The sequence below is a fragment of the Pelomonas baiyunensis genome (assembly GCF_043555935.1).
In the GTDB taxonomy this organism is placed as follows: domain Bacteria; phylum Pseudomonadota; class Gammaproteobacteria; order Burkholderiales; family Burkholderiaceae_C; genus Pelomonas; species Pelomonas baiyunensis.
Genome location: NZ_JBIGIB010000001.1, coordinates 1,159,272 through 1,180,328, shown reverse-complemented (window position 1 = coordinate 1,180,328; position 21,057 = coordinate 1,159,272). Strand labels below are relative to the sequence as shown.

Sequence of the window (21,057 nt, the reverse complement as noted above, 5' to 3'; positions counted from 1 at the left end):
AGGGACGAAAAATGCTGCACCGCATTGGGCGGTCTGTGAGTTTAAGCAGCCCCCGCCACTCGGGCGCCGGTTCTGCGCGACACTCGCGGCCGGCGTTTTGGCCTCCCATCCATGAAGTTCCAGCTCGACGAGCCGCAAGGCGGCAACAGCATTTCCCGCCATGACACCCAGGGCGTCTGGGTGAATGGCCAGCCCCACACGGCCAGTGTGCTGGTGCCCTGGAAGGGCCCGGTCAATGCGTGGAGGCCTTCGCGCTTCGAGGAACTTCAACCCGCCGATTTCGAAGCAATCCTGACGCTACGACCGGAGCTGGTGGTGTTCGGCAGCGGCGCGCGCTTGCGTTTTCCGAGTCCGGCGCTTTGGCGCGGGCTGGTGGAGGCCCGCATTGGCTTCGAGGTCATGGACATTGCAGCCGCTTGCCGCACCTACAACGTGTTGGCCAGCGAGGGCCGAAACGTGCTGGCGGCGCTGCTGATCGAAAGCTGAACGCCAGCCCCGCCAACGGGCGTGGCGGCGGAGGCTTTATAATCGTGAGCTATTGCCTGCGGGCGCCCGCGTGAAATGCTGCACAGCAGCGGTTTCACGAACCGGGGACCCCGTGAGCCCAACTTGCCGCACTCCCCCATGACGCCTGCGCTCAACAAACCCCTGCCGGAAATTGAGGCTCAAGCCACCGGCGGTGTGAAGTTCACCGCCAACACCTACCTGGGCAAGTCGGTCGTGCTGTACTTCTATCCGAAAGACAACACACCGGGTTGTACCACCGAGGCCATGCAATTCCGCGATCGCCACAAGGACTTCGTGAAGGCTGGCGCAGTTGTGCTGGGCGTGTCGCGCGACAACATGGCGTCGCACGAGAAGTTCAAGCAAGCGCTGGAACTGCCGTTCGAGCTGATCGCCGACACCGAAGAGAAGCTCTGCCACATGTTCGGCGTGGTCAAGAACAAGATCATGTACGGCAAGAAGGTGAAGGGCATCGAGCGCTCCACGTTCCTGATCAGCCCCACCGGCATCCTGGTGGGCGAGTGGCGCGGCATCAAGGTCGCGGGCCATGTGGACGAAGTGCTGAAGGCCGTGAAAGGCCTGAAGAAAGAAGCGGCCTGAGCCCCCGTTTTCGCTGACATCTCGGGGGGCTCCCGGGTGTGCATAATCAAAGCATGCCCCGGGTCGCCACCTCGCTCCAGATTCAAAAGCCGCACTCACCCTGTGCGGCTTTTTGCTTTCTGGCGGCGTCGGCGCGTGGGGTTCACTTCCTGCAGCCCTGCCGTACATGCCACTGCCCAAGCCCCCTGCACAACGCGCCAGCCGCCTGGATGACTCTGCCTACGCGGCCAAACTGACTCCCAGCAAGCCCCGCGCCAAGCCCACCGTGACGGCACCCGCTTCAACTTCCGCCCCGGTGGCCGTGGCCGCGTCGGCCGAGGTGCTGAGGCTCCCCACCCCCACCCCCACCGCCCCCGCGTCGAGCCTGCCGGTCAAGGCCGCCACCAAGGCGCCCGCACGCGCCGTGGCCGACAAGCCCAAGCGCAGCCGCAAAGCCACCGGCCCGGCCAAGCTCTTCGTGCTGGACACCAACGTGCTGATGCACGACCCGATGTCGCTGTTCCGCTTCGAGGAACATGACGTCTTCCTGCCCATGATCACGCTCGAAGAGCTGGACGGGCACAAGAAGGGCATGACCGAAGTGGCGCGCAACGTGCGCCAGGTCAGCCGCGAGCTCGACCAACTCGCCGCCAGCCTGCAAAGCAGCAGCGTCGAGGAAATGAGCAAGGGCCTGCCGCTGGCCGGCACGGGCCACCGCGAAGCCGAAGGCAAGCTGTTCTTCCAGACCCAGCTGATCGACACCCCGCTGCCCCAGGGCCTGCCGCAGGGCAAGGCGGACAACCAGATCCTGGGCGTGGTGCAAGCGCTCAAGGGCCTGCACCCGGGCCGCGAGGTGGTGCTGGTTTCCAAGGACATCAACATGCGCATCAAGGCGCGTGCCTTGGGCCTGCCCGCGGAGGACTACCGCAACGACAAGACGCTGGAAGACTCCGACCTGCTCTACACCGGCGTCCAGGCCCTGCCCTCTGACTTCTGGGAGCGGCACGGCAAAACCATGGAGAGCTGGCAGCAGGGCAACACCACGTTCTACCGGATCAGCGGGCCGCTGGTGCCCACGCTGCTGGTGAACGAACTGGTGTACCTGGAAGCCCCCGGCGCCACGCCGCTGTACGCCAAGGTCACCGAGATCACCGGCAAAACCGCGGTGCTCAAGACGCTGAAGGACTACGGCAACCAGAAGAACTCCGTCTGGGGCGTGACCGCCCGCAACCGCGAGCAGAACTTCGCCCTCAACCTGCTGATGGACCCGGAGTGCGACTTCGTCACCCTCACCGGCACCGCCGGCACTGGCAAGACGCTGATGACGCTGGCCGCCGGCCTGTCGCAGGTGCTGGACGACCGCCGCTACAGCGAAATCATCGTCACCCGCGTGACCGTGCCGGTGGGTGAAGACATCGGCTTCCTGCCCGGCACCGAGGAAGAAAAGATGGGCCCCTGGATGGGCGCCCTGGACGACAACCTGGAAGTGCTGGCCAAGGGCGACAACTCGGCCGGCGAGTGGGGCCGCGCCGCCACCAACGATCTCGTGCGCAGCAAGATCAAGATCAAGAGCTTGAACTTCATGCGCGGGCGCACCTTCCTGAACAAGTTCGTCATCATCGACGAGGCCCAGAACCTCACGCCCAAGCAGATGAAGACGCTGATCACCCGTGCCGGCCCCGGCACCAAGATCGTCTGCCTGGGCAACCTCGCGCAGATCGACACGCCCTACCTCACCGAGGGCAGCTCCGGCCTCACTTTCGCGGTGGACCGCTTCAAGGGCTGGGCCCACAGCGGCCACGTCACGCTGGCGCGCGGCGAACGCTCGCGCCTGGCGGACTTTGCCTCGGAGGTGCTGTGAGCTTCTTCGGCCAGTGGGCCATGCGGCACGGTGCCGCCGTGGCGCTGTCGCTCATTGCCATGGCGGTGCATGCCCAAAACCGCATCGCACCGGCGTACGACTCGGACTTGACCAAACGCACCAAAGTCCTGGGCGTGGCAGTCGCCGCAGGCGCCCGTGTCGAAGTGTTTTCGCGCGGCCTGTTGATGAAGGTGTCCAAGGACAACCAGATCTACGTCCCCACCGATGCGCCGCTGCTGTCTGACGCGATCTTCGAAGGAATCAAGGCCGAATTGGACCTGGAAGGCCGGTACGAGGTCCGTCGAATCGCGATGGAGCCCGCAGCGGCGCGCGCCTATTCGGAAGCCGTGGTCAGCGAGATGTCGCGCGGCAGCCGGGTCAGTGGTGTTTGGAACAAGCTGCTGATGCCGTATTACGAGACTTGCGGCTGCGATGCCCTGCTCGTGATTGGGGACGGGCTGGCTTACAACGAACTCGTCGACGCTGGCGCGAGCTTTGGCCCCAGCTTTTCCGGCCGCGGCGGCTTGGCCGGCATGGGTGCGCCGGAGAAAGCACAGTTCCGGGTCGGCCTGTTCTTCTGGCTCGCCGACCCGGCGAAACGCGACGGCGTACGCCAGTACAACAAGTCCAACATCCCAGACTACAGCGATGACGTGGGTGCCTTGTGGCCAGGTAAGGACGGCACGATTGCGCCGCCTTACTGGGAGCGCATGGCCGAGTACCTCAAACGGCAAACGCCGCTTTACCAAGAGTCGCTGCATTACATCGGCCTGCGCCCATCTTGCGCGCTGCCCTATTTCGAGGCCAGCGCCACGCTGCAAGCACGGGGTTACGCACCGCCACAGCTCCTGGAAGACACCGACCCCAGCCGCTGCGTCGTCGCGAAATGAGTTGATCACCCGAACGAGCCAATGATTGCGCTACCATTTGCGCGCAATCTTGCATCTTCTCGACCAAACGATGATCTACCGTCCCCTCGGCCGCACCGGCTGGAACATCTCGGCCATCGGCTTCGGCGCCTGGGCCATCGGCGGCACCTGGGGCCAGACCGATGACACCGCGGCCATGGCAGCGTTGCACCGTGCGCTGGACCGCGGCGTGAACTTCTTCGACACGGCTGACGTCTACGGTGACGGCCACAGCGAGCGCCTGCTGGCCCGCCTGCGCAAAGAGCGGCCGAGCGACCGCTTTCACGTCGCCACCAAGGCCGGCCGCCGCTTGAACCCGCACGTGGCCGACGGCTACCGCGACCTGCGCCCTTTCATCGAGCGAAGCCTGCAGAACCTGGAGACGGACGCGATCGAGCTGCTGCAACTGCACTGCCCGCCCAGCGCGGTGTACGGCATGCCCGAGGTGTTCGGCGCGCTGGACGACCTGGTGCGTGAAGGCAAGCTGCAGCACTACGGCGTCAGCGTCGAGCGCATCGACGAAGCCCTGGCCGCCTTGAAGTACCCGGGCGTGCAGTCCGTGCAGATCATCTACAACCTGTTCCGCCAGCGGCCGGCCGAAGCCTTCCTGCCGGCGGCGCAGGCAGCCCAGGTGGGCGTGCTGGCGCGCCTGCCCCTGTCCAGCGGCATGCTCAGCGGCAAGTTCACGGCGCAGAGCCAATTCAGCGCGGACGACCACCGCGGCTTCAACCGCCAGGGCGAGGCCTTCGACAAGGGCGAGACCTTCTCCGGCGTCGATTACGAACAAGGCCTGGCCGCCGTGGAAGAACTGCGCCAACTGCTGCCCGAGGGCGTGAGCATGGCCCGCCTGGCGCTGCGCTGGATCTTGATGTTTGATGCCGTCACCACCGCCATTCCCGGCGGCCGCACGCCGGCGCAGGTGGACGAAAACGTCAGCGCGGCCGACCTCGCCGCCCTGCCCGCCCCGCTGATGCAGGCCCTGGCTGCGCTGTACCAGCGCCGCATCGCGCCGCAGGTGCACCACCTCTGGTGACCGGCGCGCCGCGCGGCCTCACTCGCCGCGCTGCTGCGCCTCGGAGAACCGCTGCACGCCGCGATCCTGCTTCACGGCGCGCCGGCCGGCGTCGATCAGCTGATCGATCTGCGCCGCCGGCAGCTTCAGCCGCGTCGGAATTGCGTTCAACGACGCCTCATCACCGGCCGGCAAATCGGCAAAACTCAGCTGCGTCACCGCGAAGCGCAGGTCCTCGCAGCGCCACTCCGGGTTCCACAGCCGCAGCGCGGCCTTGCGCTCCTCGGGCAGCGAGCAGCGCCACGCCACCAGATCGCGCTCCCAGTTGCGCATCATGGGCACGAAATACGCGTAGCTCATGCGCATCGTGCTCTCAATCGCCGTGTCCACCGCCGCCGTGGCAATGTCCACGCCCGACGGGCCGCTGACCTCGCGCCCCCAGTCGCCGCTGGGCCCCTGCCCCGCATCCACCACCACGAACAGCAGCCGCCGCATCGTGGCCGCGTCGTACTCGTTGATGGGGCCGTAGGGCGTGTCCAGCAGCACCCGGCTTTGCAGGATGCTGACCAGGCCGAGGTTGTCAGTCACGCCGCCGTCCACCAGCTTCAGGTAGCGGCCCGCCTTCGGGTCGCGGAAGTCTTTCATCGCGCGCTTCAGGGCCAGGCGCAAACGGTGCAGGTCGTCGCGCTCGCCCTGGTGCTCGCTGGTCAGGCCCGGCGGCAGGGGCTGCCGGCAGGCGTCCGGAAACTTCTGCAGCACCACAGGTGCGAAGAACAGCGGCACCGCCATCGACGCCGCCACCGCTTCTGACACGGGATAACTGCTCAAGTCGCTGCACAGCCCCTCGAACGCCCGCTCGTGGAACGGGAACGCCAGCCGGTGCTGCGTGTTGGTGGCGTTGATCCACACCACCGGGCGCTGCCGGCGCAGCAGCTCGCCCATGGTTGCGCCCTGGAACACATCGCGCTCCAGCCAGTCGTTGAGGTTGCTGCGGTCGTTCAGCCCACCGGCCAGCACCCGCGCCAGGTTCACCGGGTTGAGCAGGCTGAAGCGCAAGCCCGCCTCGCCGTCGCGCAGCAGCACGCGCTCGCGGAAATCCGTCAAACCCTCCGGCCCCTTCAGCCCGAGGTACGCCGCTGTCAGCGAGCCGCCGGACACGCTGGTCACAAAGCCCACTTCATCCAGCAGCGAACGGCCGGCGCTGGAGGGCTGGTCGCGCAGCCCCTCCAGCACGCCGTAGGCAAACGCCGCCGCGCGCAGGCCGCCGCCCGAGAAGCTGAGCGCCACCACGGTGTCGCTGGTCAGCGTTTGCGGCAGGCGCACCGGCGTGTCAGCCATGGCCGGCTGGTTGCGCGGCGGGTTCAGCGGCGGCGTGCCGCAGGCGGACAGCAGCAGTGCCAGGGCAGCGGGAAGGGCAAGCGACAACACCAAACGCATCGGGTGGGGCTCCAGGCAAACGCGGCGGGGCAAGCAGCGCCGCGCATTGTGCCCAGCCGCCCTGCTGCCGGGCGCTGTCAGTACCTCGCCAGACAATCCAGCCCATGCTGCAGCCGCCCCGCTGGATTGCCCACCTCGACATGGACGCGTTCTACGCGTCGGTCGAGCTGCTGCGCTATCCGCAGCTCAAGGGCGAGGCGGTCGTCATCGGCGGGCGGCGGGCCGACGCGCCGCAGCAGCTGGAAGACGGCAGCTGGCGCTACGCCCGGCTGCGCCAGTACACCGGCCGGGGCGTCGTCACCACCAGCACCTACGCCGCGCGAGACCTGGGCGTGTTCTCCGCCATGGGCTTGATGAAGGCCGCGCTGCGCGCGCCGGACGCCATCCTGCTACCGGCCGACTTTGACAGCTACCGCCACTACTCGCGCCTCTTCAAGGCCGCCGTGGCCGAGGTGGCGCCGGTCATCGAGGACCGGGGCATTGACGAGATCTACATCGACCTCACCGACGTGCCCGGCGTGCGCGACGCCGTGGGGCACGACCCCCTCGGCGGCGTGAAGGCCGTGGCGCGGGAGATCAAGAACTCGGTCTGGCGCGCCACGGGCCTGACCTGCTCCATCGGCATCACGCCCAACAAGCTGCTCAGCAAGATCGCCAGCGAGCTGGACAAACCCGACGGCATCACCGTGCTGACCATGGACGACCTGCCCACCCGCATCTGGCCGCTGGCGGTGCGCAAGGTCAACGGCATCGGCCCGAAGGCGGGCGACAAGCTGGTGAAGCTGGGCCTGCACACCGTGGGCGACGTGGCCGCGGCCGACCCGGCCTGGCTGATCGAGCAGTTCGGCCAGAGCTACGGCCACTGGCTGCACCAGGCCTCGCATGGGCTGGACACGCGGCCCGTGGTCACGCACAGCGAGCCGGTGTCGGTCAGCCGCGAAACCACCTTCGAGCGCGACCTGCACGCCGTGCACGACCGCGCCCTGCTCGGCCAGATCATGGACGACCTGTGCGAGCGGCTCTCGCACGACCTGGCCCGCAAGCGCTACGCGGGCAAGACCGTGGGCATCAAGCTGCGGTTCGAGGGCTTCATCACCGTCACACGCGACCAGACGCTGAAGACCCCCGTGTCCAGCGCGGCTGACATCCGCCGCGCCGTGGGCCAGTGCCTGAAGCGGGTGAAGTTCGACAAGCGCCTGCGCCTGATGGGCGTGCGCGTGGGCAACTTGGTGCATGCCAGCGACGTGGCCGCCGCAGCACCCCCAGCACCGCGCCGGGAAGAGCCTGCACGGGAGAATCTGCCGCTGTTCTGAGCCTCACGCCGCCCGCCGCATGACCGCGCCCTTTGACCTGCACAGCTACGAACCCCGCCACGGCCACGGCCTGCCGCACGACCCGTTCAACGCCATCGTCGGGCCACGCCCCATCGGCTGGATCGGCAGCCACGACGGCGCCGGGCACCGCAACCTGGCGCCCTACAGCTTCTTCAACGCGTTCAATTACGTGCCGCCCATCGTGGGCTTTGCCAGCATTGGCCGCAAAGACACGCTGCGCAACGCCGAGGCCACGGGCGAGTTCAGTTGGAACCTCGTCACCCGCGACTTGGCGGAACGCATGAACACCAGCTGCGCAGCCGTGCCGCCGCACGTGGACGAATTCGCGCTGGCCGGCCTGACCCCGCTGCCCTCGCGCCAGATCGCCGCGCCCCGCGTGGCCGAGTCACCCGTGAGCTTCGAGTGCCGGGTCACGCAGATCGTGCAACTCACCACCGCCGCCGGCGCCGAGGTGCCCACCTGGCTGGTGCTGGGCGAAGTGGTGCAGGTGCACATCGCCCGCCACCTGTTGGTGAACGGCATTTACGACACCGCCGCCGCCCGCCCGGTGTTGCGCGGCGGCGGCCCGGCCGATTACTTCGAGCTGGCACCCGCGGCGCGGTTTCAAATGCACCGCCCGACTTGAGCCCCTGTCACGGAGACGCCCGCCCCATGTCCTCCCGCCGTCGATTCCTCGCCCAAGCGCCCGCTGGCCTCGTCAGCGCCACCGCCCTGGCCCACATGCAAGCCCAGGCCCAGGCCCAGGCTCAGACTCCGCCTGTGGCCACCGCCCCGCCGCCCGGCGCTCCGCCCACGATGGGCACCGCCCCCGCCACCGGCCCGGAGATCACCCCGGCCACCTTCGCCGAGGCCGAGAAGCTGATGCGCGTGACGCTCACCGACGCCGAGCGCGCCCTGGCCGCACGCACCTGGAGCAGCAGCCTGGCCGGCCTGATGGACCGGCGCCACGCGCCCCGCCGCTTCCCTCTGCCTGACACCCTGGCCCCCGCCAGCCAGTGGGACCCAGCCCTGGGCCGCAGCGGCGCGGGCCCGTCGCGCAACCGCTTCGTGCGCTCGGCCGGCCCCGTGCCGCCGCTGCCCGCGCACGACGCCGACATCGCCTTCGCCCCGGTGACGCACCTCTCGCGCTGGCTGCAAACCCGGGCGCTGAGCTCCGAGCGGCTCACCCGCATCTACCTCGCCCGCATCCAGCAACGGGACGCCCGGCTGCGCGCCGTCATCACCCTCACGGCCGACCACGCTCTGGCCCAGGCCCGGCAAGCCGACCGCGAGATTGCCGCCGGCCGCTACCGGGGGCCGCTGCACGGCATCCCCTACGGCGTGAAGGACCTGCTGGACACCGCCGGCATCCCCACCACCTACGGCGCCGAACCCTTCCGCCAGCGCGTGCCCACGCAGGACAGCGCCGTGGTGCGGCGCCTGCAGGCGGCGGGCGCCGTGCTGATTGCGAAGCTCAGCCTCGGCGCGCTGGCCATGAACGACGTGTGGTTCGGCGGCCAGACCATGAACCCCTGGCTGCCCGAGGAAGGCGCCTCCGGCTCCAGCGCCGGTTCGGGCTCGGCCACCGCGGCGGGCCTGGTGGCTTTTGCCATCGGCAGCGAAACCGGCGGCAGCATCATCAGCCCCAGCATGCGCTGCGGCGTCACCGGCCTGCGCCCCACCTTCGGCCGCGTGGCCCGCACCGGCGCCATGACGCTGTGCTGGTCGCTCGACAAGCTCGGCCCCATGACGCGCAGCGTGGAAGACGCAATGCTGGTGCTGCATGCCATCAGCGGGCCCGATGCCGGCGACCCGGCCTCGCGCCCCGCCAAGCTCAGCTTCGACGCCCGCGCCTCCGTGCGGGGGCTGCGGCTGGGCTACGTGCCCGCCTGGATGAACGAGGCGCCCGCCATCGACGTGGACCGGCAGGCGCTGGACCTGGCCCGCTCGCTGGGCCTGCAGCCCACGCCCATCCGCTGGCCTGACTGGCCCTGCGACGGGCTCAACCTCATCCTGTTCGCCGAAGCCGCTGCCGCGTTTGAAGAGCTCACGCTCAGCCACGGCGTCGATCAGTTGCAGATGCAGGGGCCCGATGCCTGGCCCAACTTCTTCCGCATGTCGCGCTTCCTGTCGGCGGTGGACTTCGTTCAGGCCGACCGACTGCGCCGCGCCGTGGCGCAGGAAATGGCCCGCGTGATGTCCGAGGTGGACGTGCTGCTGGTGCCCTCGCTGCGCGAGGACATGCTCACCGTGTCCAACCACACCGGCCACCCCAGCCTGACGCTGCGCACCGGCTTCACCACCGTGCAAGAGGCCCGTAGCGACTGGGCGCCCGACCCCGCCCGCCCCGTGCCCCGCTTCGCCACCCCGCGCCGCGTGCCGCACGGCGTGACGCTGATCGGCCGGCTGTTCGAAGAAGGCGTGCTGGCGCAGGTGGGGCTGGCGCTGGAGCGTGCGGCAGGCGTGGCGGGTGAGCGGCCGCCCGGGTTCTGACGCCGCGGCGCACCCAACCGGCGCGCCAACCGCCAAGGTCCGAACTCAGCCGGCGGGGCGCGGCACCCACGCGTGGGCGCGCAGCGTGTCCAGCGGAACCAGGCGCAGCACGAGCGCGTGCGTGGCCTCCAGCACCACCGGGGGTGCCACGCCCGCGTCATGCGCCTCCAGCCAGCGGCTGGCGCACAGGCACCAACGGTCGCCGGGGCGCAGGCCGGCAAAGCGCCACTGCGGGCGCGGCGTCACCAGGTCGTTGCCGCGGGCTTGGGAGAAGGCCAGAAACTCCGGCGTCACCCGGGCGCACACCAAGTGCGTGCCGCGGTCGTGCTCATCGGCCGTACAGCAACCGTCTCGCAAAAAACCCGTCAGGGGGTCGAACGAGCACGCCTGCAAGGGCGTGCCCAGTACATTCATCGCCGTCATGCGCCTGGGCCTTGTGAAATTCGTCTGCATCATGCCGCGGCCCGCCTGCCGGCCGGCCCGCAGGGCCTTGGCTGCCGCCCCCGCGCCATGAGCGACTGGACCTACACCGTCTCGGTGCGCAGCCTGTGCGAGTTCACCGCCAAATGCGGTGACCTGGACCGCCGCTTCACGCCGTCCGCCACCGCGCTGGAGGGCCAGGCCGGGCAGCTGGCCGTGTACGCCCGGCGCTCACCGGGCTACCAGATCGAGCTGCCGCTGGAAGGCCGCTGGGGCGCCCTGCGGGTGCGCGGCCGCGCCGATGGTTACGAGGCCGATGTGAACCGGCTGGAAGAGATCAAAACCATCCGCGGTCCGCTGGAGCTGGTGCCTGACAACCGCCGCGCCCTGCACTGGGCCCAGCTGGAAACCTACGGCGCGCTGCTGGCGGCTGACCGGGACCTGGCCGAACTGGAACTGGCCCTGGTGTACGTGGACGCCGACACCCAGCACGAAACCGTGCTGCGCCAAACGCTCACGGCCGCCGCCTTGCAAGCCGCGTTTGAAGCCCGCTGCCGCGCCTTCGAGGCCTGGGCCGCACAAGAAGCCGCCCACCGCAGCGCGCGCGACGCCGCATTGGCGGACCTGCCCTTCCCCTTGGGTGAATTGCGCCCCGGCCAGCGCCTGCTGGCCGAAGCGGTGTACCGCGCGGCCGCCCGCAGCCAGTGCCTGCTGGCCCAGGCGCCCACCGGCATTGGCAAGACGCTGGGCACGCTGTACCCGCTGCTGCGCGCCATGCCCACGCAGGGGCTGGACAAGCTGGGCTACATGACCTGCAAGGGCACCGGCCGCATCGCTGCGATGGATGCCCTGCAGGCCGTGCACCGCACCTGCCCCGGCCTGCCGCTGCGTGTGCTGACCCTGGTGGCCAAGGAGCAAGCCTGCGAGCACCCCGACAAAGCCTGCCACGGCGCCGCCTGCCCGCTGGCCAGCGGTTTTTATGACCGTCTGCCCGCGGCGCGCAGCGAAGCCGTGGCCACCGCGTGGCTGGACCCCGCCGCCCAGCGCCGCATCGCCCTGGCCCACGGCGTGTGTCCCTACTACCTGGGCCAGGAGCTGCTGCGTTGGGCCGACGTGGTGGTCGGCGATGTGCACCACGCGTTCGACCCCCACGGCCAGCTCTACGGCCTGGCGCTGGCGCAAGGCTGGAAGCTGGCCCTGCTGGTGGACGAAGCGCACAACCTGATCGACCGCACGCGGGAGATGTACAGCGCCAGCCTGAGCCTGGCCGAGGTGCAGGCCGCCGCACAGGCCGCGCCGGTGAGCCTGCGCGGCCCGCTGCGCGGCCTGGCGGCTGAGCTCGTGCGCACCGGGCGCCAGCAACCGGCCGACTACCAGCCCCTGCCCACCGTGCCCGACGCCCTGGCCGAGGCCCTGCAGCGCGCCAACGCGGCCTTGGGCGAGTACGTGCAGGCCCATCCGTTGGACGTGGGGCCGGTGCTGCAGTTCTATTTCACCTGCCTGGGCCTGCAGCGCCTGCTGGACCGGTTGGACCGCCACGCGCTGTGCGACCTGCAGCGCAGCCGCGCTCGCCGGCCCGCCCCTGAAGCCGCAGCCGCCGACGGCCCCACCAACCTCTCGCTGCTGGACGGCGCCGACGACGAAGCCGCGCAAGACCTGCTGCTGTCGGTGCGCTGCATCGTGCCAGGGCACTTTCTGAAAGAAAGGTTCGAGACGCTGGCGCACGTCACGCTGTTTTCGGCCACGCTGGGCCCGGCGGACTACCCGCGCCAGCTGCTGGGCCTGCCCGACACCACCGCCTGGCTGGACGTGCCGGCCCCCTTCAACCCCGAGCACCTGACCGTGCAGGTGGCCGACGCGCTCTCCACCCGCTACGAGCACCGCCAGGCCTCGCTGAACGCCCTGGTGGATCTGCTGGCCGGCCAGTTCGCCGAGCACCCGGGCAACTACCTCGCGTTTTTCAGCAGCTTCGAGTACCTGGAGCAAGCCGCCCAGCGCCTGGCGCTGCGCCACCCCGAGCTGCCGCAGTGGAGCCAAGGCCGCGCCATGGGAGAAGCGGCACGCCGGGGCTTTCTCGACCGCTTTGTGCCGGGCGGGCGGGGCATTGGGTTTGCGGTGCTGGGCGGCGCGTTTGCCGAAGGGGTGGACCTGCCCGGCACCCGGCTCATCGGCGCCTTCATTGCAACGCTGGGCCTGCCGCCGGTGTCACCCCTGCAAGAACAGGTGCGCGAGCGGCTGGACGCGCTCTTCGGGGCCGACCACGGCTACGCCGACCTCGTACCCGGCCTGCAAAAGGTGGTGCAGGCGGCCGGCCGGGTGCTGCGCTCCGTGGACGACCGGGGCTGGGTGTGGCTGCTGGACCGCCGCTACCGCCGGCCCGACGTTCAGGCCCTGCTGCCCGCCTGGTGGCACATCACCTGACATCACCTGAACTTTTTTTGTGCGCGGGTGAATCCAAACCGCGCTCCCGCGCGCTCCAAGGCATCACCCTCCACCGCACTTCAAGGAAGCGCCATGTTCTTCGAACATTTCCACAACCTCGGCCCGCTGCTGATCCCGATCCTGGCCCTGTGCATTCCCATCGTGGCCATCGTGGCGCACTACACCGGCCGGGCCAACAGCGAGCGCCTGCGGCACGAAACGATCCGCGAACTCGCTCGCGCCGGTCAGCCCATCCCGCCCGAGCTGCTGACCGACCTGCAAGACACCGACCTGCAGCGCGCCAAGCGCGATCAAGCCAACCCCAACCGCATCCTGGTGCCGGCCCTCATCAACATGGCCGTGGGCGCGGGGCTGATGGTGATGTTCTCGCTGATGATGCCCGGCGCCTGGCTCTGGAGCATCGGCCTGCTGCCGCTGCTGATTGGCGCCGCGCTGGGCGTGTACTGGCATTTCGAGCGCAAGCAACAGCCGCCCCAACCGTGAGCGCTGCGCCACCGGCGACCGCCCCCGCGGCTGACGAGCTCGTGCTGGTGCAGCGCGCGGCCCGGGGCGACCGCCAGGCCTTCACGCAGCTGGTGCAGGCCCACCAGGGCTATTTGCGCAAGCTGCTGGGCCGCGTCTGCCGGGGCGACCAAGCCCGCGCCGACGACCTGGCCCAAGAGGCCTTCGTGCGCGCCTGGCGCGCCCTGCCGCAGTTCCGGGGCGAGGCCCGGTTTCGCACCTGGCTGACCCGGCTGGCCTATTCCGCCCTGAGTGCTGAACGGCCCGCGCTGCCGACCGCCGACCCCGACGGCCCCGACCTTGCGACGCCCACGCCCGACTTCGCCCCCGGCGCCGACTGGCGGCTGGACCTGGACCGCGCGCTGGCCACCCTCAGCGACGCCCAGCGCCACGCCGTGCTGCTGTGCTACGGGGCCGACCTCAGCCACGCCGAGGCCGCCCAGGTGCTGGGCTGGCCCCTGGGCACCGTGAAAACCCAAGTGCTGCGCGCCAAGGCCCGGCTGCGCGAACATCTGCTGGCCTGGGAGCCCTCACCATGACGCCCACCCCTGCCACCTCCACCTGGACGGCCACACCGCTGACCACACCGCCGGCCGCATCGCATGCGCCGGAACAGGCCGCGGACGATGCCCCCGACGACGCCTTGAACCCCGCCCTGCGTGCCGCGTGGCACGCCCTGCCCGAGCCGGGCGACGCCGGCTTCACGCTGCGTGTGATGGCCGCGCTGCCCGCCACGCCACCGGCACCGGTGCACTGGGTGCGGCGGCTGCGGTGGCTGCAATGGGCGGCCACCAGCGCCACCGCCCTGGCCGCGGCCAGCCTGCTGTCAGGCGTGGCGCCGGCCTCGCCCGCCAACCCCGCCGCGGGGGCAGCTTTGATCGCTTTGCTGCTGTTTTGGACGCTCCCCAACCGATTGCACGGCCGCTAATTCGGCAAATTCGATACCTTCGAGAAAAATGCACAGTTCAAGGCGGCTTCGCAGCGCCCAACGCCTAGGCGGCTGATGGGCCGATGGGCACAGTCACTCCAGCCGTACAACCGAGAGTGACTGCCATGACGGAGATCAAATCTGGCGAAGGTTCCGCCCCCGAATCTGACGCCCTGGCCCCCGCGCAAGAGCTGCCCGCGGCCGCGCTGCGGATGTTCGAGTCCCGCTGCCTGTGTTTCTGGTTTGACCAGGAAACCTCCGAACTGGTGAGCCTGAGCCCCAAGGCTGCCGAACGCCTGGGCTGGGAGCCCGACGCGCCGCCGCCCATGCTGGCCCGCCAGTGTCTGCAGCCCAGGCCGGGCGCCTCGGCCGACGTGCAGTGGGACCAGGCCTGTGCCGGCGAGCGCGTGGAAGTGCGCATGCGCATCCAGTCGGGCAGCGAGCTGCTGATGGCGGTGGCCGGTGAGTTGGTGCAAGACACCCTGCGGGGCCGGGCCTGCGTGCTGCTGATCGGCATGGCGGTGGACAGCGTGGGCCGCGAGTTCCGCGACATGGAACGACAACTCCAGTGCGTGGACAAAGCGCTCGAAATTCTGGAGATGGCGCCCGACGGCCGCATCCTGAACGCCAACGCCAACTTCCTGAAGCGCTTCGGCTTTGCCTCGCACGAACTGGTGGGGCAGACCGAAGCCCTGCTGCTGCCCGATGGCGTGGCCGACTCGGCGGAGCACAAGTTGCTGTGGGAGCAAGCGCGCAACGGCCGCTACACCGAGGCCCGCGTGCACCGGCGCGACCAGCGCGGCCGCGACCTGTGGCTGCGCGCCGGCTTTGCCCCCATCCTGGACGACGCCGGCCAGACTCAGCGCGTGCTGCAGTACACGGTGGACGTCAGCAGCGATGTGGAAACCGCGGCCGAAGACGCCGCCAAGCTCAAGGCCCTGGACCGCATCACCAACATCTGCGAGTACGACCTGGATGGCCGCGTGCTCACGGCCAACAGCAACTACCTCACGCTGATGGGCTACACGCTGGATGACCTCTCCGGCAAGCACCACCGCGTGCTGTGCGAGCCCGACAGCACCCGCGGCGCGGCCTATGAGCAGTTCTGGCGCTCGCTGGCCGAGGGTGAGCACAAGGCCGGCGAGTACAAGCGCCTGACCAAGAAGGGCGACAAGGTCTGGCTCAAGGCCTCGTACAACCCGGTGCTGGATGCCCGCGGCCGCGTCGTTCGCATCGTCGAGTACGCCACCGACGTGACGGCAGCCCGCCTGCGCCAGGCCGACTACGAAGCCAAGCTCGAAGCCATCCAGCGCTCGATGGCGGTGATTGAGTTCACCCCCCAGGGCGAGATCCTCCAGGCCAACGAGCAGTTCCTGCAACTGATGGGCTACCGGGCGGACGACATCGTCGGCCGCCACCACCGCATGTTCGTGGAGCCGCAGTACGCCAGCAGCGACGACTACCAGGCCTTCTGGCTGCGGCTCTCGCGCGGCGAGTACGAGGGCGGCGAGTACAAGCGCATCGGCCGCGAGGGCAAGGAGGTCTGGATCCAGGCCACCTACAACCCGGTGTTCGACCTGGACGGCAAGGTGGTGAAAGTGGTGAAGTTCGCGCAGGACATCACCGCCAGCAAGCTGCGCAATGCCGAGTTCGAGTCTCGCGTGAATGCCATCCGCCGGGCGCAGGCGGTCATCGAGTTCGACGTGAGCGGGCGCGTGCTGGACGCGAACGACAACTTCCTGCGCCTGATGGGCTACGACCTGGGCGAGGTCAAGGGCAAGCACCACCGCATGTTCTGCGACCCGGCGTTCACCCAGTCGGAGGCCTACCTCGCGTTCTGGGAAAAGCTGGGCCGGGGCGACTACGAGTCCGGTGAGTACCGCCGCATCGGGCGCAACGACAAGGAGGTCTGGATTCAGGCCACCTACAACCCGATTTACGACCTCAACGGCCGGGTCACGCGGGTGGTGAAGTTCGCGATGGACATCACCCAACAAAAGCAGCGCAACGCCGAGTTCGAGAGCCGTGTGCGCGCGGTGGACCTGAGCCAGGCCGTGGTGGAGTTCGACACCGAAGGCAACATCCTGGGCGCCAACGACAACTTCCTGCGCACCATGGGCTACACGCTGCGTGAGCTCAAGGGCCAGCACCACAGCGTGCTGTGTTCGCCGGAGTACGTGCGCTCCAACGAGTACCGCGACTTCTGGCTGCGGCTGAGCAAGGGGGAGACCCGCAGTGGGCGTTTCCACCGCATCGGCAAGTTCAACCGCGACGTGCACATCCACGCCAGCTACGCGCCCATCCTGGACGCGCACGGCGTGACCCAGCGGGTCATCAAGTACGCGTTCGACATCACCGAGCAGGTGCAGGCCGAGTGCGAGTTGATCGGCATCATGAAGAACATCCGTGGCGCCATCGACAACCTGACCAACGTGGTGGCCTCGGTGCGCCGGGCCTCCACCCGCACCGAGCAGCAGATGGCCGGCACGCAGGCCACCTCGTCCACCGGAGCCACCGCGCTGAACGCGGCACTCACCAGCATCCAGGGCACGCGCACCAGCACCAACGCCATTGCGGACATGCTGCGCGACATCGAGGAAATCTCCAGCCAGACCAACCTGCTGGCCTTCAACGCGGCCATCGAGGCGGCACGCGCGGGTGAGCACGGCGTGGGCTTCTCAGTGGTGGCGGGCGAGGTGCGCAAGCTGGCCGAACGCAGCTCGCACACCACCCGAGAGATCAGCAAGCTCATCGTGGATGCGCGCCAGCGCACCGAGCAAAGCGAACAGCTCTCCCGCGAGGCCAACGGGGCGCTGGAGAACATCGGGGTCATGGTCACCCAATGCCACGGAGCCATGGCGGAAATCGTGACCGCGATGAAGTCACAGGAACAAGTGGTCGACAAACTGGCTGCCTTGCTGCGCACCGACGCAGCCGAGGGCCCTGCTGCGTGACGCCATGGGTGCCCGCATGCCCACCCCTCACCGCTGGCCGGCCGCACGGAGCCTGCGTGGCCCGCGTGCGCTGAACCAGGGCGCCGCCGCGCCCGCGCGGCTGGCCGCGGCCTCAGCCCTGCCCCGGCCGCCGGCCGAGGACGAAGAAACGGCAGCCGCGCCACCGGACGCGTCACCCGATGCGCAACCCAGCGCGCCGCTGGCCACCGCCCCGGCGGCCGCTGCAGCGGCGCAGCGGCTGGATGGCGCGCTCGGGCTGATCCGCCTCGGCCCGGCCCTGCTTGCGGTGCCGATTGCCGCGCTGCGCGAGGTGGCCGCCTGCCCCGCCACGCTGCAGGCCGTGGCGCTGGACACGCCGGGCCTGGTGGGCGCGCTGCCGCTGCGCCAGCAGCAAGTGCCGGTGCTGGACCTGGGCCCGCGCATGGGCCAGCCGGCGCAACTGCCCAGCCGCGGCAAGGTGGTGGTGATCCTGACCTGGCAAGGGCAGCGCCTGGGCCTGCTGGTGGACGACGTCTGCGGCATGGCCAGCGTCAAGCCGGGCCAGGTGCAACCCATCGGCCCTGACACGCACGACGCCAACGACCGCGGCGGCCCGGCGCCCTGCCTCGCGGCGGCCCTGGTGAGCCTCGCCGACGGCGGCTGCGCCAGCCTGCTGAACCTGCCGGCGCTGGCCCGCCTGCCGGGCCTGCCCTGGGTGAGCGACAGCCTGGCGGCGTTGCGCGCCGCCACGCGCAGCACCGAGGCGGACGGCGAAGGCGGGCGCATATCGCTGCTGCTCTTCGACGCCGAGCCCATGCCCCTGGCCATCGAAGCGATGTCCGTGTTCACCACGGTGCCCGAGGCGGAGGTGCGCGCCAACGCGCTGACCAGCGAGCTGTGCTCCGGCGTCATCGACCACCAAGGCCGCCAGGTGCCGGTGCTGGACACCCTGCAGGCCCTGGGCCTGGGCCGCCAGGCGCCGGCCACCCGCGTGTCGTGCCTGCTGCTGAGCGACGGCCAGGGCGGCATGGTGGCCCTGCGGCTGGACCGCGTGCGAGACATCACCGCCGTGCCACGCAACAGCATCGCACCCATGCCCGAAATGGCGGTGCTGGATGCCGGCATGTTCAGCGGCGTGTACCGCTGCCCGGAACGGGGCCAGCACCTGGTGATCGAGCCGGCCGGGCTGTTTGCGCATCCGTGGATCCAGGGGCTCGCCAAGACCGCGCAGATCGGCAGCGCCGCGCCCGGCCAGCGCCCCCCCGCTGGCCTGGGGCTGCCCGGCAGCCTGGCCTCCGCGGGCCGCGCCGCCCCCGGCAAACCGCCGGGCTCGGCCCTGGCCGCCAGCCAGCAAGACAGCTTCCTGCTTTTCAGCGCCGGCCAGCCCTACGCGTGCCGCCTCAAGCTCATCAGCGAAATCATTCGCTACCCGGGCAAGATGGTGTCACTGGAGGGGCGTGGCGAGTTGCTGGGGCTGCACATGCACCAGGGCCGCGCCGTGCCCATGCTGTGCCTGTCGCGCATCCTGGGCCATGCCGCGCCCACCGACATTGAGCAGGTGCGCGTGCTGCTGGTGGAGCGCAGCGGGCAGATGCTGGGCCTGGCGGTGCAGTCCATCAGCGCCATCGAAACCGCGGCCTGGCACCACCAACCCACCCGCAGGGCCGGGGCTGACGAGGCTTCGGCCGTGCAACTGGGCGAGCTGATCGAGGTACCCACGGCGGACGGCCAGGGCCGGCACACCGTGCAGGTGCTGGACCTGGACAGCTGGCTGGAGCAGATGACCCGCCCCGGCGCCGCGGCCGACCTGCGCCAACGCCTGGCCCAGAGCACCCTGGAATGTGGCATTCGTACCGCGGGCTGCGATGTGATCTGACCCCGCACTTGCCGGACAATCCCGCCCGACGCAGCCTGCGCCCCCTGTCTTGCCCCGCATGATTTCCCGCGCCCCCGACCCCTCGCAACCCGTGCCCGCCACAGCGTCGCCTGCCATCGACGCCCTGAAGCAAGGCATGGCGTTTTTCAACGCCACCCCGCCGGATTACGAGCGGGCGGTGGCGTGGTTTCGCGCGTCGGCCGAGGCGGGTCATGGCGATGGCCTGGCCATGCTGGGCCTGTGCCAACTGGAGGGGCTGGGCATGGCAGCCGATCCGGAAGCCGCCCGTGAAACGCTGAAGCAGGCCGCGGCCCGCCGCAGCGCCCAAGGGCGCTTTCAGCTGGGCCGCGCCCTGATGACCGGGCGCGGCGGCCCGGCGGATGAATCCGCCGGCCTGACCGCCTACGTCGCCGCCGCGTCCATGGGGCATGCCGAGGCCACGTTCAACCTGGCCAGCTGCCTGTTTGCCGGCGTGGGCTGCCTGCCGGACCGCATGGCCGCCAAGGCCCTGTACCTGCGCGCCCGCGCCCTGGGCTGCACGCTCAAGCCCAATGGCGTGACGGTGCGCCGCCGTGAACTGAAGGTGGTACGCGCCCTGGCCCGCCGCTTCGCCGACCCCAACCTGCTGTTCTTCCTGGTGCAGGAGCGCCAGCAGGAAATCTCCATGGCACAGGCCGTGACCCGCCCCGCCCACCCCGGCGAGGCCGGCCCGGCCGACACCCGCCCCTTGCAGCGCGCCGGCCGTCTGGCCGCCGGGGTGGTGGCCGCCATGGCGGGCACGCTGGGCCAGTACCTGCGCCCCAGCGCGGGCGACGCCGGCCCCACCAAGATGGACTTCTGAGCCCGCGCCGGGCCCAGGCCACACGGGGCTGCACCGCGCCGCCATGACACGCCCGCCGCGCCTGCCCTCGCTGGACGCGCTGATGGCCTTCGAGGCCGTGGCACGCGCCGGCAGCTTTGAGGCCGCAGCCGATGAACTGGCCCTGACCGCCAGCGCCGTGGCCAAGCGCGTGGCCGGGCTGGAAGAGCGCCTGGCCCAGCCCCTGTTCTTGCGCCAGCCGCCCCGGGGCCTGGCCCTCACGCCCGCCGGCCACGAGTACCTGCCCCAAGTGCGCCAGGCGCTGGCCCTGCTGCAGGCCATGCCGCTGCACCAGCGCGCCAGCACCCAGCGCGAGCGGCTGCGCGTCAGCTCCACGCCCACGTTCGCCCGGCAGTTGCTGGTGCCCGCCCTGCCGGCCTTCCAGGCCCAGCACCCACAGGTGGAGCTGGAGCTGACGCTCTCCGTGCCGCTGCTGGCCGAAGGCGATGCCGGCGCCGACGTAGAAATTCGCCATGGCGCCGTGCCGGATGAGTTGGCCCCGGCCCAGGTGCTGCTGCGCGACCACCTGACCCCGCTGGCCGCGCCCGCCCTGCTGGCCCGCCACGCCCCGCTGCGCACGCCGGCCGACCTGCTGCAACTGCCGCTGCTGCGCACCCCGCTGCAGCCCTGGGCGCCCTGGTGGCGGGCCGCCGGCCTGCCCGGCACGCCCGAGCCCGACCAAGGCCCCCGCTTCGTGGACCTGGGCCTGACGCTGGCCGCCGCGCTGGCCGGCCAGGGCGTGGCCTTGGCCCGCCTGAGCCTGGCCCGACACGAACGCGCTGAGGGGCGCCTGTGCCAGCCCTTTGCGCTGACCGTGCCGGCCGAACGGCACTACGGCCTGGTGTGCCACCGCCCCAGCCCCGCGGCCGAAGCCTTCGCCCACTGGCTGCACGCGCATTGCGCGGCCGTGGAGGCGGAAAACCTTTCCGGCGCCACCTGAGGTTTTTTCCGGCGCGGCGCGCCTGAGCCGGCCCTAGCATCGCGGCTGCTC

General features: G+C 70.2%; 18 protein-coding genes. 16 read left to right on the top strand and 2 right to left on the bottom strand.

Translation table 11 applies throughout. The features are described from left to right. The first annotated feature begins 111 nt into the window (after positions 1 to 111). The 5 genes from ACG01O_RS05270 to ACG01O_RS05250 all read left to right on the top strand — a co-directional run bounded on the left by ACG01O_RS05270 (position 112) and on the right by ACG01O_RS05250 (position 4,885). Positions 112 to 486, top strand: coding sequence for an Mth938-like domain-containing protein (locus ACG01O_RS05270; protein WP_394382030.1), 375 nt, complete (start codon positions 112 to 114; stop codon positions 484 to 486). A 138-nt stretch (positions 487 to 624) separates the two neighbouring features. Then, positions 625 to 1,104, top strand: coding sequence for a peroxiredoxin (locus ACG01O_RS05265; RefSeq protein ID WP_394382028.1), 480 nt, complete (start codon positions 625 to 627; stop codon positions 1,102 to 1,104). Between the two features lie 166 nt (positions 1,105 to 1,270). Beyond that, complete coding sequence (locus ACG01O_RS05260) at positions 1,271 to 2,944, top strand: PhoH family protein (RefSeq protein ID WP_394382027.1); 1,674 nt, start codon at positions 1,271 to 1,273, stop codon at positions 2,942 to 2,944. Beyond that, positions 2,941 to 3,834 carry a hypothetical protein gene (locus ACG01O_RS05255; RefSeq protein ID WP_394382025.1) on the top strand — a complete coding sequence of 298 codons (894 nt, stop codon included), beginning with the start codon at positions 2,941 to 2,943 and terminating at the stop codon, positions 3,832 to 3,834. Before ACG01O_RS05260 ends, ACG01O_RS05255 begins: the two co-directional genes overlap by 4 nt. Positions 3,835 to 3,904: 70 nt before the next feature. Further along, positions 3,905 to 4,885: an aldo/keto reductase gene (locus tag ACG01O_RS05250; RefSeq protein WP_394382023.1), complete on the top strand. Its 981-nt coding sequence runs from the start codon at positions 3,905 to 3,907 to the stop codon at positions 4,883 to 4,885. 18 nt (positions 4,886 to 4,903) lie between these two features. Here the strand turns inward: ACG01O_RS05250 and ACG01O_RS05245 are convergent, their stop codons facing one another. Beyond that, the gene (locus tag ACG01O_RS05245) at positions 4,904 to 6,301 is read right to left on the bottom strand and encodes a patatin-like phospholipase family protein (protein ID WP_394382022.1); all 1,398 of its coding nucleotides are present in this window, start codon (positions 6,299 to 6,301) and stop codon (positions 4,904 to 4,906) included. Between the two features lie 104 nt (positions 6,302 to 6,405). Between ACG01O_RS05245 and dinB the strand changes: the two genes are divergently transcribed. The 3 genes from dinB to ACG01O_RS05230 are packed head-to-tail and all read left to right on the top strand — an operon-like array spanning position 6,406 to position 10,107. After that, positions 6,406 to 7,614 (top strand): DNA polymerase IV, encoded by a 1,209-nt coding sequence (gene dinB / locus ACG01O_RS05240; RefSeq protein WP_394382020.1) that lies wholly within the window; start codon positions 6,406 to 6,408, stop codon positions 7,612 to 7,614. Positions 7,615 to 7,633: 19 nt separating this feature from the next. Further along, positions 7,634 to 8,260 carry a flavin reductase family protein gene (locus ACG01O_RS05235; protein ID WP_394382018.1) on the top strand — a complete coding sequence of 209 codons (627 nt, stop codon included), beginning with the start codon at positions 7,634 to 7,636 and terminating at the stop codon, positions 8,258 to 8,260. 26 nt (positions 8,261 to 8,286) lie between these two features. Beyond that, complete coding sequence (locus ACG01O_RS05230) at positions 8,287 to 10,107, top strand: amidase (RefSeq protein ID WP_394382016.1); 1,821 nt, start codon at positions 8,287 to 8,289, stop codon at positions 10,105 to 10,107. Between the two features lie 45 nt (positions 10,108 to 10,152). Here the strand turns inward: ACG01O_RS05230 and ACG01O_RS05225 are convergent, their stop codons facing one another. Continuing rightward, entirely contained in the window at positions 10,153 to 10,530 is a 378-nt protein-coding gene (locus tag ACG01O_RS05225; RefSeq protein WP_394382014.1) for a DUF2237 family protein, read from the bottom strand. 87 nt (positions 10,531 to 10,617) lie between these two features. On the opposite strand from ACG01O_RS05225, the gene ACG01O_RS05220 reads away from it, so the two are divergent. From ACG01O_RS05220 to ACG01O_RS05180, 8 genes are all read left to right on the top strand, one after another. Continuing rightward, the gene (locus ACG01O_RS05220) at positions 10,618 to 12,948 is read left to right on the top strand and encodes an ATP-dependent DNA helicase (RefSeq protein ID WP_394382012.1); all 2,331 of its coding nucleotides are present in this window, start codon (positions 10,618 to 10,620) and stop codon (positions 12,946 to 12,948) included. Positions 12,949 to 13,041: 93 nt separating this feature from the next. After that, positions 13,042 to 13,452, top strand: a complete 411-nt coding sequence (locus ACG01O_RS05215; protein WP_394382010.1) for a DUF6249 domain-containing protein — start codon at positions 13,042 to 13,044, stop codon at positions 13,450 to 13,452. Beyond that, complete coding sequence (locus ACG01O_RS05210; protein WP_394382008.1) at positions 13,449 to 14,009, top strand: RNA polymerase sigma factor; 561 nt, start codon at positions 13,449 to 13,451, stop codon at positions 14,007 to 14,009. Before ACG01O_RS05215 ends, ACG01O_RS05210 begins: the two co-directional genes overlap by 4 nt. Beyond that, complete coding sequence (locus ACG01O_RS05205; protein WP_394382006.1) at positions 14,006 to 14,398, top strand: hypothetical protein; 393 nt, start codon at positions 14,006 to 14,008, stop codon at positions 14,396 to 14,398. The genes ACG01O_RS05210 and ACG01O_RS05205 overlap by 4 nt, the downstream gene beginning before the upstream one ends. A gap of 125 nt (positions 14,399 to 14,523) precedes the next feature. Then, on the top strand, positions 14,524 to 17,352 hold the full coding sequence (locus ACG01O_RS05200; RefSeq protein ID WP_419964626.1) for a PAS domain S-box protein: 2,829 nt from the start codon (positions 14,524 to 14,526) through the stop codon (positions 17,350 to 17,352). 16 nt (positions 17,353 to 17,368) lie between these two features. Further along, a complete protein-coding gene (locus ACG01O_RS05190) occupies positions 17,369 to 19,207 on the top strand; it encodes a chemotaxis protein CheW (RefSeq protein WP_394382004.1) in 1,839 nt (612 codons plus the stop codon). Between the two features lie 58 nt (positions 19,208 to 19,265). Then, the gene (locus ACG01O_RS05185; protein ID WP_394382002.1) at positions 19,266 to 20,048 is read left to right on the top strand and encodes a tetratricopeptide repeat protein; all 783 of its coding nucleotides are present in this window, start codon (positions 19,266 to 19,268) and stop codon (positions 20,046 to 20,048) included. Between the two features lie 43 nt (positions 20,049 to 20,091). Beyond that, a complete protein-coding gene (locus ACG01O_RS05180) occupies positions 20,092 to 21,006 on the top strand; it encodes a LysR substrate-binding domain-containing protein (RefSeq protein ID WP_394382001.1) in 915 nt (304 codons plus the stop codon). The last annotated feature ends 51 nt before the right edge of the window (positions 21,007 to 21,057 follow it).

Excerpts from the sequence above, each read along its gene's own strand:
- ACG01O_RS05270 (WP_394382030.1), top strand. The coding sequence starts at position 112 with ATGAAGTTCCAGCTCGACGAGCCGCAAGGCGGCAACAGCATTTCCCGC.
- ACG01O_RS05265 (WP_394382028.1), top strand. The coding sequence starts at position 625 with ATGACGCCTGCGCTCAACAAACCCCTGCCGGAAATTGAGGCTCAAGCC.
- ACG01O_RS05260 (WP_394382027.1), top strand. The coding sequence starts at position 1,271 with ATGCCACTGCCCAAGCCCCCTGCACAACGCGCCAGCCGCCTGGATGAC.
- ACG01O_RS05250 (WP_394382023.1), top strand. The coding sequence starts at position 3,905 with ATGATCTACCGTCCCCTCGGCCGCACCGGCTGGAACATCTCGGCCATC.
- ACG01O_RS05245 (WP_394382022.1), bottom strand. The coding sequence starts at position 6,301 with ATGCGTTTGGTGTTGTCGCTTGCCCTTCCCGCTGCCCTGGCACTGCTG.
- dinB (WP_394382020.1), top strand. The coding sequence starts at position 6,406 with ATGCTGCAGCCGCCCCGCTGGATTGCCCACCTCGACATGGACGCGTTC.
- ACG01O_RS05235 (WP_394382018.1), top strand. The coding sequence starts at position 7,634 with ATGACCGCGCCCTTTGACCTGCACAGCTACGAACCCCGCCACGGCCAC.
- ACG01O_RS05230 (WP_394382016.1), top strand. The coding sequence starts at position 8,287 with ATGTCCTCCCGCCGTCGATTCCTCGCCCAAGCGCCCGCTGGCCTCGTC.
- ACG01O_RS05225 (WP_394382014.1), bottom strand. The coding sequence starts at position 10,530 with ATGACGGCGATGAATGTACTGGGCACGCCCTTGCAGGCGTGCTCGTTC.
- ACG01O_RS05220 (WP_394382012.1), top strand. The coding sequence starts at position 10,618 with ATGAGCGACTGGACCTACACCGTCTCGGTGCGCAGCCTGTGCGAGTTC.
- ACG01O_RS05215 (WP_394382010.1), top strand. The coding sequence starts at position 13,042 with ATGTTCTTCGAACATTTCCACAACCTCGGCCCGCTGCTGATCCCGATC.
- ACG01O_RS05205 (WP_394382006.1), top strand. The coding sequence starts at position 14,006 with ATGACGCCCACCCCTGCCACCTCCACCTGGACGGCCACACCGCTGACC.
- ACG01O_RS05200 (WP_419964626.1), top strand. The coding sequence starts at position 14,524 with ATGACGGAGATCAAATCTGGCGAAGGTTCCGCCCCCGAATCTGACGCC.
- ACG01O_RS05190 (WP_394382004.1), top strand. The coding sequence starts at position 17,369 with ATGCCCACCCCTCACCGCTGGCCGGCCGCACGGAGCCTGCGTGGCCCG.
- ACG01O_RS05185 (WP_394382002.1), top strand. The coding sequence starts at position 19,266 with ATGATTTCCCGCGCCCCCGACCCCTCGCAACCCGTGCCCGCCACAGCG.
- ACG01O_RS05180 (WP_394382001.1), top strand. The coding sequence starts at position 20,092 with ATGACACGCCCGCCGCGCCTGCCCTCGCTGGACGCGCTGATGGCCTTC.